Below are 13,179 nucleotides of genomic sequence, written 5' to 3'. Positions count from 1 at the left end.
TACTCCTTTTTGTAACCTAAAACACCATGAGATACGTGGCCTTCAGCCCATTCTTCGGGCCTGATTACTGAAATTACTCTTTCTGACGCATGCCCCCCTTCCGCGCTCCGCAGCAGAGCCTCCAGCCCTCTCTCGGAATACCCCCTCAGTGCAGGGTTCCGCAGATTTTCAACCTCCCCACAACACCAAGCACGCGCCCAGCCTGAGCCGCCGAGAGTGGTCCGCGGGTGCGCAGAAAAAACGACCCATTTAGCCCGCAGGCGAGGTGGGGGGACGACGGCGCGCGCCAGGTGCTGAAGCACGTCACTGCCCCGATTCTGTGGCACGTCATTGCCCCGAACTAGCGCTGAGCACTTCGTCGCCCTGATTCGCCGATTTGTCTCCGCTGAATTACTGTATATGCATACAGCATCAGTTATAGCAGTCTGATCTCATGAGTATCCCCTCTAAAGCTGAGTGGCTTGCCCACTGGCGCCGACACCTGGACGATCACGAACTCCGCATGAGTTACCCCGAGGCATACCGTCAAGGCTGCCTGGCTATCAGCAAAGACATGGTCGACGCTGAGGTCATCGATCAGGCTCAGAAGTTCGATCTGGATGAGCTCGCAAACGCTGCGTACTGGCATGCCGTTGAGACGCTGATCGATTGCGAGCCTGAATTCATATCGTCCGCCTTCTACGACCTGGTTCCTCGGGGCGGCGGGCCGCGGCTGGGCAAGCTCTCGGGAAGGATCTATTACCCGGAAGGCTCGGCGAATTGGGCAGCCCAGGTGATCGATGAGAAAGGAAGTCGTCGGCTTGTGTTCCGAATAAATCCGGATGTGTGGTCAATGGACGGCCTGACGATCACAACGGGCGACGGCTACCTTTATGACCTGGTGATCACTGGCCAACGCATCAACGGACACGAGTACGCAAACATCGACGACCCGGACGCATACCGAGCCCTCGCGGACCAAGCGTTGATTGCCCTGGAGAATCACGACTTCGAAACCTACCGCCGTGCTCGCCCTCTTCTGCTCGCTGCGGCATTCAGGAAGTGCTCAGCCTGTCTTGACCGGTTCGTGATGCGGGAAGACTGCGCCGTCTGCGATGGGCGCGGGTTTATTGCCAGAGATGGGGACAGGTCTACAGTTTAGAGATCGCAGGCCTACCACCAGGGCGCTCATATGTGCGGACGACTTTCGCAGTACCGCGGCATTCACGACTTTGTCGCAGCCCTGAGCATGCCCGGGGCCCTGATCAATAGCGTCGGTGATCAGCCCCTGGGGCGCTACAACGCCGCGCCGACAATGCAGCTCGCCCTCTTCCACGTCGCCGACGACACATTACACGCTGACGCAGTGCGCTGGGGTTGGCGGCCACACTGGGCCACTGACCGCGCAGAGCCGATCAATGCTCGGGTCGAGAAAGTCGCTCACAGTCCATTCTTTCGACAGATCTGGCCGCATCGGGCTATCTGCCCAATCGACAGCTGGTTCGAGTGGGTAGACGAAGGCGGCCCGAAGAAGCAACCCTATTTGATCCAGCACCGCGATGGCTCGCCGATTCTCTGCGCTTCAATCGGACAACTGCCGGATCCGGATATAGGCCGCGGCGAGCATGACGGCTTCGTGATTATCACCGCCGACAGTGCAGGGGGGATGGTCGATATTCACGATCGCCGGCCAGTTGTCTTGTCGCCCGAACTGGCCAGAGAATGGCTGGACCCTGCTACACCTAAGGAGCGCGCGGAACTAATTGCTATGCACCAAGGCGAACCAGCCGAGCCCTTCGAATGGTTTAAAGTTGATGTATCTGTAGGAAATGTACGAAATCAAAGTTCAAATTTAATAAAAACAAAAGCATAGACCATCAATATAAACTTCAGAAAAATTGACATATCATGAGTGAGCAAATTATTAGTGACACCCAACGAAAAGCATTGGAGGGTTTCGTACATCCAGCAGTATTTGAAAGCCCAGAAAGCGAGTTCGGCTACTACGGCATCGGGACAATATTTACAGTAAAATTCAAAGGAAGTTATTACGCAATTACTGCCAAACACATAATAAACAAACCTTGGAACTCAAGCGCAGATCTTAGAATTTTGCTACGTAACTACGAACATACTGTTCCATTCGACAGAGAGTCAGCATTCCCTGATGACGATAACATGAGCAATGACATCCTGATTTTTCGAATCGATACACAACGTCTGGAATCAAACCCTCCTCCAAATCTTCAGTTTATGAACTTAGACTCGTTCAGTGTGCCCGACCACCAAAACCTTGATGACCATTTATTCCTGGTTTGTGGATACCCAGGATGCAGAAGGTCATATGACTACGACAACAAAAAAGTAGTTGCCAGAATCACTATTATTGAAGGAAGCCACGTAGAAACCTCATTGCAAAACGAGGTTTCTACAATAAATGTAAACTATGATCACATTGAAGACCCTAATGGCCTAAGTGGCTCCCCGGTAATGCTAATTTCCTCAGAAACTCCTCTACTTGCGGGGATGGTATTGCTAAGCACTTCAAAGTCTAGGCTTATACATTTCATGGATACAAAGGCAATATTAAGGGCGTTAAACACCGTACACGCTAAGGAAATTGAGCTTCAGCAATTACAATGACACTACTCCCGACTCTCTACAGCTAAAGATTTGAATTTAATAATCTCTTCGCCCAGCCACTCGTTGACCTGGGCCAGCCGCGCCTGCAGCGGCTCCAGCTCGTTCTCCGTCCAGACCTGGGCAGCCTCTCGCAACGACCCGAAACCACCTGCGTTCTGCGGCACGATGCCCATCAACTGCGGCGGGATGCGCAAGGCCGCGAGCAGGTCGTCGCGGCTGATGTTCTTGATTGAGCTGAACTCGTCCTTTGCCGCCACCTCACTGACTGGGATCAGCTGGATGCCGTCCTTCTTCCCGGCGGGTGCATAGACGAACAGGTTGCGGAAGTTGCCCGGGCCTTTTGAGTTCTTCAGTGCGGTACGCAGCGAATCGATGTCCTCTTCCTTCTGCGCCGCGTCGGTCATGTAGAGGATGAAGCCGGCGTGACTGCCGTTGTTGTAGTACTTGCGACGAAACAGGGTGGCGCTTTCGTTCAGCAGCGCGCTTTGCAGCGCCGCCAGCCACTCCGGCAGGCCGTAAATCTCTTGGTTAATATCGGCCTCCCGCAGGTGGCAGATGGAGCCTGGGGCGAACTCGTGCTCGTCCTTCCAGCCCCGAACCTGGTAATAGGTCACCAGATCGGCTCCGCGGCGCATGTACTTCGCCAGCGGCGGAACCAGGCCCAGGGTGTTGCGCAGCATGTTGTTGCGCTTCTCCAGGTAGCAGTTGCCGCACCAGAGCCAGTCCAGGGCGAACTGCTCGAAGGCCTGGCGGCTGAGCAGCTTGTGGGGGATGAAGGTACGGGCCAGCATGTTGCGCTTAAAGTTCAGCCCAGACTGCAGGTACACGCTGGCCCGGGTGGTCTTGGCCAGGCCATCCATGGACATCGGTGTTTCGTACCAGCGGCCGTTAAGCCAGCACTGCAGGTAGTCGAGGATCTCTCGGCCATCCAGCACCGGCGTCGGGTCCCCAAAGGTGAAGGCCTCCACCGGGCCGGCTTCGGCTTGCAGAAGCTCCCCTTCTTTCGGGGCATTGGCGGCTGCCAGCTGTTTTCCGCGGTTACGTCTGCTCATCAATAGGACTCCATAAATCCGGTGTTCGCCGTGGTCTGCCCTTCGAGGGGTTCGTTGTGCAGGGCGTGGAAGGTCGCCCACGCCAAGTCGGCATGGCCGGTTTCGTCGGTGCGACCAGCCGTGTAGGTGAACTGGCGCCCGGAGGCGGTGACGGTCTTTCGGATAGCCATCAGCGACTGGGCCATATCCGTCCAGCCGGCATCGAACTCCAGCCGGCCGTTCTTGATCACGTCGTAGGCTTTCAGCACCAGGCGGGTTTTGACTTCGGGCGAGTAGCTGAAGGTGGTGATGTTCGGAAAGAACGACTTCACCAACTGCGCCACGCCTGAGCCCATGCCGGTGATGTCGATCCCGATGTAGGTCACCCAGTAGCGCTGGGTGACCTGTCGAATGGCTTCGGCCTGGGCCGCGAAGTCCATGCCCCGGAACTGGTGCCGCTCCAGGATTCGGAACTTGCCGCCGGGCACCATGGGGGGCGCGATCACCACCATGCCCGCGCTGTCGCCGTTTTCCGCCGGGTCATAGCCCACCCAGACCTGGCGATCGCCGAACGGCCGCGCGGCGAAGGGCTTGTAGTCCTCTGCCCAGAGGTCCCAACTGTCCACCATGCAGGGCTGCAGCATCGCCAGCGGGAAGATGCTGGCCCCGTCGTCGATGAACTGGCACATCAGCAGGTTCTGGAAGGCCTCGGCGTCGTACTCAAGCCGCAGCTCGTCCAGATCGAACAGATCACAGCCCCGCCCTTCCGCGTCCAGGATAGTGACGATCTGGCGCCAGATCCGGTCCTCGCAGAGCCGCCCCTGCTGCAGGGCGTCGTGGGACACGTCGAGCTTGATCCGCTGCGCCGCCGGCTTGCCCTTGTTGAAGCGCTCTCCGGTCCAGAAGGTGTAGGCCTCATGGGCCATGCTCGACGGGGTGGAGAAGTAGGTCCGGCGGTACTGCTTCTGCATCGCCATGCCGCTGGCGACCTTGTTGAGCTCCTTGAACTTGAAGGTCCAGAAGAACTCGTCGAAGTAGAAGTTGCCGTGATAGCCCTAGGCGGTCCGGGCGTTGGTGCCCAGGAAGTGCAGCTCGGCGCCGTTGCCCAAGATGATCGGATCGCCGGTCAGCTCGATACCGACCGTCTCACGGGCGAAGGCCTGGATGTAAGCCTTGAAGATGTGCGCCTGATTCTTCGAGGCCGACAGGAAGATCTGATTGCGCCCGGTAGTCAACGCATCGATCAGCGCCTCCCGGGCGAAGTAGAACGTCGCGCCGATCTGCCGGGATTTCAGGATGGCACGGGTACGCTGGTTGCCTGCCTTGTACCAGTCCAACTGATAGCCGAAGCATCCGTCGATGAACGCCTCGGTCAGCTTTTCGATGTGTTTTTCATCGAACTCGTTGCGCTTCGGTGCCTTCTTCGGCCCCTCGTTGCGCTTGGCCAGGTTCGGGTTGAGCTCGGTTTCGGTACCGCCTTCCGTGAAACGCCGGATACGCGCCTGGCGCTCCAGCTGGCGGTGCAGCAGGTCGATTTCCTTGTAGTCCGCCCCGGACTTGGGGTCCTTGAGGATCAACTGCACTAGGCGCGCTTCGGTAGCCGCCTCGATGCGCTCCAGCGGCGTGGCCCGGTCCCATTCGTCCCGGGCCTTCCAGCTGTGCAGGGTCTTTTCCTTCTCCCCGATCAGCTCGGCGATCTCGCACACGCGATAGCCCTGCCAATACAGGTGTTTGGCGTGGTGGCGGTGATCGGTGGGCAAATCGACGATGGCATTCATGGCGCAGATGCTGCCGCCCGCGCGCGAACACTTCCCGCGCCGCCCCTTGTACGCCGCGGATCTACAACAGCGCCTCGTTGCCCGTCTCGCCCGCGCTCAACAACATGCCCTCAACGCACAAAGCACCATCGCCACCGCATCGAGGACAGCCCGTCATGAGCACCACCGCCGCCAAGAAATTCCGCTCCAAGTGGTTCCGCATCGCCGTGGAAGGCGCCACCACCGATGGCCGGAACATCGAGCGCGCCTGGATCACGGAAATGGCCGCCCAGTACAGCCCGAACACCTACGGCGCCCGGATCAACTGCGAACACATCCGCGGCCTGGGTCCTGACTCCACCTTTGGCGCCTATGGCGATGTGCTGTCCTGCAAGGCTGAAGAGGTCGACATCGACGGCAAGAAGAAACTGGCGCTGTTCGCCCAGATCGAGCCGACCGCCACCCTGATCGACCTCAACAAGCGCGGCCAGAAGATTTACACCTCCGTCGAGGTCAATCCGAAATTTGCTGACACCGGCAAAGCCTACCTGGTGGGCCTGGCGGTAACGGACAGCCCGGCCAGCCTGGGTACTGAAGCGCTCCAGTTCAGCGCACAACACGGCACCCTCGCAGGACGTAAGCAGGACAAGGAAAACCTGTTCTCGGAAGCTATCGAGGCACGATTCGAATTCGAGGAAGTCGAGGACGAAAGCGGCAAGGTCGCTGGCCTGTTCAGCCGCGTGCTCGACCTGCTCGGTAAGAGCAAGGACAAGGAAGGCAAGGACGCCGCTCTATTCACCGAGCTCGGCGAGGCCGTCGAGGCCATGGCTGAGCACGTCGCCGGCCAGGGCCAAGCCTTCGCCGCCGAAAAGGCCGCCCGCGAAAGCCTGCTGGCCAAGCACGAGAAACTGGCTGCCGACTTTTCCGCGCTGGTGGAAAAACTCGAAAAGACGCCGGCCGGCACCAGCCAGCTACCGCAGTTCACCGCTCGCCCCGCGGCTACGGGTGGTGACGGGGCTCTCGTCACCGACTGCTGATCCCAACACGGACAACACCAAGCCAAGGAACATCGGAGAACACCATGCGTAACGATACCCGCGTCCTGTACAACGCCTACCTGCAACAACTCGCGCAGCTGCACGGCGTGAGCGACGTCACCACCAAATTCACGGCCGCACCCAGCGTTGCCCAGACTCTGGAAACCCGCATTCAGGAGTCCAGCGCGTTCCTCAGCGCCATCAACGTTTACGGCGTCTCCGAACAGTCGGGCGAGAAGATCGGCATCGGCATTGACGGCACCATTGCCAGCACCACCGACACCACCGTCAAGGACCGTGAGCCCCGCGACCCGAGCGGTCTGGACAATCGCGGGTACACCTGCACCCAGACCAACTTCGACACCGGGATTCGCTACCAGAAGCTCGACCAGTGGGCCAAGTTCAAGGACTTTCAGGCGCGTATTCGTGACGCCATCATCAAGGCCCAGGCCCTCAACCGGATCATGATCGGCTGGAACGGCACCAGCCGCGCCGAGACCTCCAACCCATCCACCAACCCGCTGTTGCAGGACGTGAACATTGGCTGGCTGCAGAAAATGCGCCTGGAAAACGCCGCTCGCGTGTTGCACGAAGTGGTCGACGGCAGCGGCAAGATCCAGATCGGCGCTGGCAAGGATTTCGAAAACATCGACGCTCTGGTCGTCAGCATGGTCAACGAGTTCATTGAGCCCTGGTACCAGGAAGACACCGAACTGGTGGTGGTCTGCGGTCGCCAACTGTTGGCCGACAAGTACTTCCCAATCATCAACAAAACCCAAGCGCCGACCGAGATGCTCGCGGCCGACATCGTCACCAGCCAAAAGCGCATTGGCAACCTGCCAGCCGTTCGGGTCCCGCACTTCCCGGCCAACGGCCTGTTGGTGACCCGCCTCGACAACCTGTCGCTGTACTGGCAGGAAGGCACCCGCCGCCGCACCGTCGTCGACAACGCCAAACGCGACCGCATCGAGAACTTCGAGTCGGTCAATGAAAGCTATGTGATCGAAGACCTGGGCTGCGCTGCCATGGCCGAAAACATCACCCTGAGCTGAGGCCGGCGATCATGACCAACCCCTGCCGCCGTCACTTCCAGCGCGTTACAGCAGCCGTTGCAGCGGCTGCTGTCGCCGGGCCAGCCCTGACCATGGAAGGCGCCAACATTTACGAGCTGAACCTCGCCAAGCTCCAACAGGACTACCTGCGGCTCAAACAGGTGCAGTCCACCGAAGGCAAGGCAGAGCTCAAGCGACAATTGCTGCCGGAGTACGAGCCCTACGTCGAAGGCATGCTCGCCGAGGGCAAAGGCGCCCAAGACCAGGTGCTGACCACCCTCATGGTCTGGCGCATGGACGCCGGCGACTTCAAAGGTGCCCTGGACATCGCCGCCTACGTGATCGAGCACCAGCTGCTGATGCCTGATCGCTTCGAGCGCACCACCGGCACCATCGTCGCCGAAGAGATCGCCGAAGCCGCGTTGAAGGCCCAGAAGGCCGGCGGCAGCTTTGACCTGGAATTGCTACTGCGTACCGAGCAGATCACCACCAAGGAAGACATGCCGGACCAGGCCCGGGCCAAGCTGCACCTGGCCATCGGCAAGGCGTACTCGGCCCAGGTCACCGAGGATACCCCCTCAGCAGAGGCCTTGAAGCCCCTAGAACAAGCCCGGGACCATCTGGCCCGGGCTATCGAGCTGCACAGCAACTGCGGCGGTAAAAAGGATCTGGAGCGCGTCGAGCGCCTCCTGAAGAAACACACTGCCACCGGCAGTTAACCGGGCGTCCCCACGCACCCCGCCGGCTCGGGGCGGATCGGCCAGGCCGCTCCGCCTGAACGTGAAGCCCCGACCACCGGCGACTTATTGAGCGCAGCACCATGAGCGGATTCGTAGCCGGCGGCACCACGCCAAGCGGCCACATCAACACCGACCCATTCTGGCCCTCGATCGATCTCGACCAGGTGCGCGCCACGCTGCGTATCGACAGCAGCGTCACCCCTGCCCGGCTCGAAACCGCGGTGATCAACACAGCGATCAACGTCAACCGCGAGCTAGAGGCCTGGCAGCTCAGCAAGCAGGCCCAGGGCTATAACGAGCTGCGCGAAGTACCAGCGCGGCAGGTCAACGGCGAATCGGTCCAGGTCCATCTGTACCACCGCGCCATTGAGGCCGGGGTCGGCGCTGAGGTTTGCGAGCGGTACCGCTCCTACGACAGCACCAACACCGGCAACCGCAAGGCCGAGGAACTGGCCCCGAACATCGATGACTACCACCGCGACCAGCGCTGGGCCATCCGCGATTTTTTGGGTACCACGCGCACCACCGTGGAGCTGATCTGATGGCTGTCACCCTTCGCGCCCTGCAAAACGACACCGTCGACGCCCTTTGCTGGCGTCACTACGGCCGCACCGCCGGCGTCACCGAGGCGGTGCTTGAGGCCAACCCCGGGCTGGCTGATCACGGCCCCACCCTGCCGCAAGGCCTCGCTGTTCAAATGCCCGAAGCCCAGACCACAGCCCCACAGCGGCAGATGGTGAACCTATGGGACTGATCCACTTGAGCCGCCTCCTTGAGACCTACCACCCTGGACCCTGGAATGAAGCGAATGCCTGACCGTCCCGACACCTGGGCCTGGTTCGCCGCCTGGCTCGAACAGAACTGGCCGACCCTGTACGCCGGCGTCCTGGCGCTGATCATCGCGGCTCTACGGATCATGTACGGCGGGGGCACCCTACGCCGAGTGCTGATCGAGGCGCCGCTCTGCGGGGCGCTGGCCCTGGCTGCCAGCCACGGTCTGGCGTTGCTCGGCATCCCGGCATCGACCGCCCCATTTTTCGGCGGTGTGATCGGCCTGCTCGGCGTCGAGGGCACCCGCGCCGCGGCCCGCAAGTTTTTCAACCGCAAGGTAGAGCAGCTATGAGCACACTCCGGCACGGCGATCGCTCGCAGGCGGTTCGCATCCTGCAGAAGAACCTCAACAGCCACGGCGTTACTGTTGCAGTGGACGGCGACTACGGCGACGCCACCGAAATGGCCGTTCGCGCCTACCAGCTCAAGGCCGGCCTGGTGGTGGACGGTATCGCCGGCGAGAAAACCCAAACCAGCCTGGCCGGTGGCGATTGCGCTCTGTTGCTGAAGAACGCCGACCTGATCAGCGCTGCCCAGCGCCTGGATCTGCCCCTCGCCAGTGTCTATGCGGTGAATGAGGTCGAATCGAACGGCAAGGGTTTCTTCGCCAACGGAAAGCCGGCGATCCTGTTTGAACGGCACATCATGTACCGCCAGTTAAAGACGCCACGCCACCCAGGCGACGACCCGGCAGAACTCAAGCGCCACGCCGACGAGCTCGCGGCGCAGTACCCGGCCATCATCAACCCGAACCCCGGAGGCTATGCCGGCGGACCTACTGAGCATCAGCGCCTCGCCACGGCTCGCCTCATCGATGACACCGCGGCCCTCGAATCCGCTTCCTGGGGTGCCTTTCAGATCATGGGCTTTCACTGGCAGCGCCTGGGCTATGCCAACGTGCAGGACTTCGTGGCTGCCATGAGCGCGAGCGAGTCCCGCCAGTTCGACGCATTCGTCCGCTTCATCGAGACCGATCCGGCCCTCCACAAAGCGCTGAAGGCCCGCAAGTGGGCCGACTTTGCCAGGCAGTACAACGGGCCGAACTACCAGCGCAACCTGTACGACACCAAGCTCCTGCGTGCCTATGAGCGGCACAGTGCATGCAGCTGCGGTCAGGAGGTACCGGCATGATCGATCTCGAAGCGGTGCACAAGCTCAAGGTAGAGGACGGAGACGTGCTGGTCGTGCCTGAAAACACCGAGCCAGAAGCCATGGAGCTGCTGGCCGAGGCGCTGCAATTCGTCGACCCGGGTTGTCGGGTGATTGTGATTCGCGGCCCGCTCGAACACCTGGACGTCGGGGCCATGAACAAACTGGGCTGGTACCGCGCATGACCGCCAAGATCGCCTACCTCGAAATCTCCGGTCGCCAGACAGGGAAGACCACCCGCCTGGTGAGAATCGCAAACGACCTCACCGCCCAGGGCAAAACGGTGATTTTCGTCACCCTGCAAGCAGAGGATTTACTCGGGCGCCTGCCAGGGGTCGTCGTACTTTCGGACCATCAGGCCCCTCCTGATGACCTCGACCAAGAACAAGCTATCTGGATCTACGACGAGTTCGACTGGCTCAAGTCGGCCAAGGTCCGCCAAGGTGGGTACTACGCAACAACGGCGAGCCGAGTCCGCGACTTGGGGATCGATACCCCAGAAACGGATCTGATGTTGCAACTGATCGAGCTCAACGGCGGCAGCTATCAGCGCCATCTTCTGACACCGGGGGTAATCGATGAGGCCTACTTCAATGAGGCCCGCGCGATCTATACCGACGAGCAATACCGCCAGTTGATCCTGGGGGAGTTCCTCAAATGAGCACCATCCGCCAGATCCTGCTGGGCCTGGCCCTGGTCGGCGTGCTGGGCCTGCTCGCCTGGAATCAGGAGCAACGCATCGAAGTCGCCGACAAGAACAGGGAGCTGGCCGAGAAAGACACCCGGGATGCGTTGGCCGCAGCCGGACGCAGCGAGGGCAAAGCAAATGCCCTGGAGGCTGCTCTTTCTGGCGAACGCGAGGCCCAGGCCCGTTTGCGCACGGAACAGGACTTGCTACGCCAGGGGCTCGCCAAACGACAACTCACCATCAAGGGGCTAAAACGTGAAAACGCTGATCTGCGCGCTTGGGCTGAGCAGCCCTTGCCTGATGTTGCTCGCCGGCTGCGCGAGCGCCCCGCCCTCACCGGCGCCGACGCTTATCGTCAGTGGCTGTCCGGCCGTGGTGCCCTGCAGCCTGCCGGCGACCAGCCCAAGCAGTAACGGCGATCTGATCACCGACCAGGACCGTATCGAGGCCGCCTGGGCCGAATGCGCGGGCCAGGTCGACATGATCTACCGCTACCAGCAGGCCAAACCATGAACAAACCCGATAGCCTGCGGGCCTTCCTGCTGGAACAGATCCCGGAACTGCGCCACAGCCCCGACCGACTGCTGATCTTCATCGACAACGGCAAGGTCCGCTGCACCGCGGCCCCCAGCCTCTCGTTCGAATACAGCTATGACCTGCAGGTGATCCTGACCGACTTCGCCGGCCATCCGGACAACGTCATGCTGCCGCTGCTGGAGTGGCTGCGCGTAAACCAGTCCGAATTGCTGGAAAACCTCGATAAGTCCGCCGACGGCATCAAGTTTGAAGCCGACCTCATCGACAAAAGCAAGGTGGACATGAGCTTGACCCTTCCCCTCACCGAGCGCGTGATCGTTCGTACTGATGATGCAGGCAACACCACCATCAGGCACCCAGGTGAACCCCAGCGCAACCCAACATGGCCCGAAAGCGGCCCGGAATGGATAGTGCCCAATGGCTGATCTTGAAGCACTGGAGGACTGGGCCGCGGGCCTGCTGGGGCAGTTGCATCCCGCCGCACGCAATCAGCTCGCCCGAAGCATCGGCCAGGCCCTGCGCCGCAGCCAGCAACAGCGGATCATCGCCCAGCGCAACCCGGACGGGAGCAAGTACGCACCGCGTAAACAACGGAACCTGCGGGGCAAACAAGGACGCATCAAGCGCCAGGTGAAGATGTTCAAGAAGCTGCGCACTGCGAGCTTCTTGAAGGTTCAGGGGGACGGTAATGCGATCAGTGTTGGGTTTACGGGACGGGTGGCCCGTATTGCACGTGTGCATCAATACGGGCTAAAGGACCGGGCCGAGCGTGGGGCGCCAGAGGTAAAGTATGAACCGCGGAAAGTACTCGGATTTACCGATGCAGACCTAGACACTATTCGTGACGGCCTACTAATTCATCTAGCAGGATAAGTGTTATTTCTTATCTCTATCCTTAATCCCCTGAATCAAATTACCAGGTAAAGAGTCAAACATAGCCTTAACATGCTTTGGCTCAGATATCATTTTTTCAACAATTAAATTTACAAGCATAAAAAGAGACTCTGCGGTCTGGCGATCATCTTTAAGATCAATCTGACCTGGATGAACGGCTGAGTTCCCAATTACCCGCACTGTATCCAGCGCCTGTTGAACCATAGAACTCAAGCCAGCCGCCACTAACGACTTGATATCATCGTTAATATTTTTCCCAGGCTGCCCTAACTCTTTGCATAATTTTTGAATTGCCAGTCGCAGCAATGCAGCTGCACCACGTGGCGACTTATCGAGTATAGAGCTGGCTTCTTCATAATCCAGCCGAATATCTTTTGGCATATCCACATTTGCAGGAACCACACCACTAGTACTCGGAAAAATAAGTTTTTCATGAGCCCAGATAGTTACCCCACTACAATTAGAGCACTCCCCAGAAAACACATTGCCCAATGAAATATATCCGCTTTTATCATGATCATAAAATCTAAACACCTCACCATTCGCCAACCTACTTGAGACACTAATCGCACCATTAACTTCAGTCCCTTTGGCAAACTTAGTAAGCGCCTCAACAACTTCATTTTTTACATGTATTTTCGGAAGTGGATCTCTATCGTTAAGATTATTCAAAAAAACATCTGACCACTGATGCTTGGCATATGCAAAACAATGCGGACAATTAAATGCAGTAGCGCGAACAGAAGGAACTATATATTTCATAAAAGTCCATTTCACCGAGTAGCAGAAAATTAGGTCTTATGTATAGAGAACAGTTTACTTGTAAGCAAGGCATTCACAA

The 13,179-nt window shown here is 59.3% G+C and carries 17 protein-coding genes and 2 pseudogenes; 16 read left to right on the top strand and 3 right to left on the bottom strand.

What is annotated here, in order from left to right; genetic code table 11:
- Nucleotides 1-502 precede the first annotated feature (502 nt).
- From PLD_RS25375 to PLD_RS25365, 3 genes are read left to right on the top strand one after another with little or no spacing between them, the layout of a single operon-like run.
- Nucleotides 503-1,141, top strand: a complete 639-nt coding sequence (locus PLD_RS25375) for a hypothetical protein (protein WP_256674755.1) — start codon at nucleotides 503-505, stop codon at nucleotides 1,139-1,141.
- Nucleotides 1,142-1,171: 30 nt separating this feature from the next.
- Nucleotides 1,172-1,852 carry an SOS response-associated peptidase family protein gene (locus PLD_RS25370; RefSeq protein WP_159897450.1) on the top strand — a complete coding sequence of 227 codons (681 nt, stop codon included), beginning with the start codon at nucleotides 1,172-1,174 and terminating at the stop codon, nucleotides 1,850-1,852.
- Nucleotides 1,853-1,887: 35 nt separating this feature from the next.
- Nucleotides 1,888-2,622 carry a hypothetical protein gene (locus tag PLD_RS25365; RefSeq protein WP_159897449.1) on the top strand — a complete coding sequence of 245 codons (735 nt, stop codon included), beginning with the start codon at nucleotides 1,888-1,890 and terminating at the stop codon, nucleotides 2,620-2,622.
- Nucleotides 2,623-2,624: 2 nt separating this feature from the next.
- Here PLD_RS25365 and PLD_RS25360 read toward each other — a convergent pair whose 3' ends face one another.
- Together PLD_RS25360 and PLD_RS25355 are read right to left on the bottom strand one after the other, a co-directional pair.
- Nucleotides 2,625-3,674, bottom strand: coding sequence for a phage portal protein (locus PLD_RS25360; protein WP_159897448.1), 1,050 nt, complete (start codon nucleotides 3,672-3,674; stop codon nucleotides 2,625-2,627).
- A pseudogene (locus tag PLD_RS25355) lies at nucleotides 3,674-5,431 on the bottom strand (terminase ATPase subunit family protein). The gene PLD_RS25360 and the pseudogene PLD_RS25355 overlap by 1 nt, the downstream one beginning before the upstream one ends.
- Nucleotides 5,432-5,586: 155 nt before the next feature.
- Between PLD_RS25355 and PLD_RS25350 the strand changes: the two are divergent.
- From PLD_RS25350 to PLD_RS25295, 13 genes and pseudogenes are all read left to right on the top strand, one after another.
- Nucleotides 5,587-6,447 carry a GPO family capsid scaffolding protein gene (locus PLD_RS25350; RefSeq protein ID WP_159897447.1) on the top strand — a complete coding sequence of 287 codons (861 nt, stop codon included), beginning with the start codon at nucleotides 5,587-5,589 and terminating at the stop codon, nucleotides 6,445-6,447.
- Between the two features lie 44 nt (nucleotides 6,448-6,491).
- Nucleotides 6,492-7,499 carry a phage major capsid protein, P2 family gene (locus PLD_RS25345; RefSeq protein WP_159897446.1) on the top strand — a complete coding sequence of 336 codons (1,008 nt, stop codon included), beginning with the start codon at nucleotides 6,492-6,494 and terminating at the stop codon, nucleotides 7,497-7,499.
- 11 nt (nucleotides 7,500-7,510) lie between these two features.
- On the top strand, nucleotides 7,511-8,218 hold the full coding sequence (locus PLD_RS25340) for a terminase endonuclease subunit (protein WP_159897445.1): 708 nt from the start codon (nucleotides 7,511-7,513) through the stop codon (nucleotides 8,216-8,218).
- A 101-nt stretch (nucleotides 8,219-8,319) separates the two neighbouring features.
- Complete coding sequence (locus PLD_RS25335) at nucleotides 8,320-8,781, top strand: head completion/stabilization protein (RefSeq protein WP_159897444.1); 462 nt, start codon at nucleotides 8,320-8,322, stop codon at nucleotides 8,779-8,781.
- Nucleotides 8,781-8,993, top strand: coding sequence for a tail protein X (locus PLD_RS25330; RefSeq protein WP_015634862.1), 213 nt, complete (start codon nucleotides 8,781-8,783; stop codon nucleotides 8,991-8,993). Before PLD_RS25335 ends, PLD_RS25330 begins: the two co-directional genes overlap by 1 nt.
- Before the next feature lie 45 nt (nucleotides 8,994-9,038).
- Complete coding sequence (locus PLD_RS25325; protein WP_178116211.1) at nucleotides 9,039-9,362, top strand: phage holin, lambda family; 324 nt, start codon at nucleotides 9,039-9,041, stop codon at nucleotides 9,360-9,362.
- Nucleotides 9,359-10,201 (top strand): N-acetylmuramidase family protein, encoded by an 843-nt coding sequence (locus PLD_RS25320; protein ID WP_159897442.1) that lies wholly within the window; start codon nucleotides 9,359-9,361, stop codon nucleotides 10,199-10,201. Before PLD_RS25325 ends, PLD_RS25320 begins: the two co-directional genes overlap by 4 nt.
- Nucleotides 10,198-10,404, top strand: a complete 207-nt coding sequence (locus PLD_RS25315) for a hypothetical protein (RefSeq protein WP_015634859.1) — start codon at nucleotides 10,198-10,200, stop codon at nucleotides 10,402-10,404. Before PLD_RS25320 ends, PLD_RS25315 begins: the two co-directional genes overlap by 4 nt.
- Entirely contained in the window at nucleotides 10,401-10,880 is a 480-nt protein-coding gene (locus PLD_RS25310) for a hypothetical protein (protein ID WP_159897441.1), read from the top strand. The genes PLD_RS25315 and PLD_RS25310 overlap by 4 nt, the downstream gene beginning before the upstream one ends.
- Nucleotides 10,877-11,320 carry an Rz-like lysis system protein LysB gene (gene lysB, locus PLD_RS25305; protein WP_159897440.1) on the top strand — a complete coding sequence of 148 codons (444 nt, stop codon included), beginning with the start codon at nucleotides 10,877-10,879 and terminating at the stop codon, nucleotides 11,318-11,320. The genes PLD_RS25310 and lysB overlap by 4 nt, the downstream gene beginning before the upstream one ends.
- A pseudogene (gene lysC / locus PLD_RS30815) lies at nucleotides 11,235-11,420 on the top strand (Rz1-like lysis system protein LysC); the annotation flags it as partial. The gene lysB and the pseudogene lysC, both read left to right, overlap by 86 nt.
- Nucleotides 11,417-11,869, top strand: a complete 453-nt coding sequence (locus PLD_RS25300; RefSeq protein WP_159897439.1) for a phage tail protein — start codon at nucleotides 11,417-11,419, stop codon at nucleotides 11,867-11,869. The pseudogene lysC and the gene PLD_RS25300, both read left to right, overlap by 4 nt.
- Nucleotides 11,862-12,317 (top strand): phage virion morphogenesis protein, encoded by a 456-nt coding sequence (locus PLD_RS25295; RefSeq protein ID WP_159897438.1) that lies wholly within the window; start codon nucleotides 11,862-11,864, stop codon nucleotides 12,315-12,317. The genes PLD_RS25300 and PLD_RS25295 overlap by 8 nt, the downstream gene beginning before the upstream one ends.
- 3 nt (nucleotides 12,318-12,320) lie before the next feature.
- Here the strand turns inward: PLD_RS25295 and PLD_RS30810 are convergent, their stop codons facing one another.
- Nucleotides 12,321-13,100 carry a DUF4145 domain-containing protein gene (locus PLD_RS30810; RefSeq protein ID WP_256674753.1) on the bottom strand — a complete coding sequence of 260 codons (780 nt, stop codon included), beginning with the start codon at nucleotides 13,098-13,100 and terminating at the stop codon, nucleotides 12,321-12,323.
- Between the last annotated feature and the right edge of the window lie 79 nt (nucleotides 13,101-13,179).

The organism is Pseudomonas sp. LD120 (assembly GCF_009861525.1).
Taxonomy (GTDB): Bacteria; Pseudomonadota; Gammaproteobacteria; order Pseudomonadales; family Pseudomonadaceae; genus Aquipseudomonas.
The sequence above is the reverse complement of the archived record's forward strand: the minus strand, read 5'-3'. Positions and strand labels throughout refer to the sequence as shown.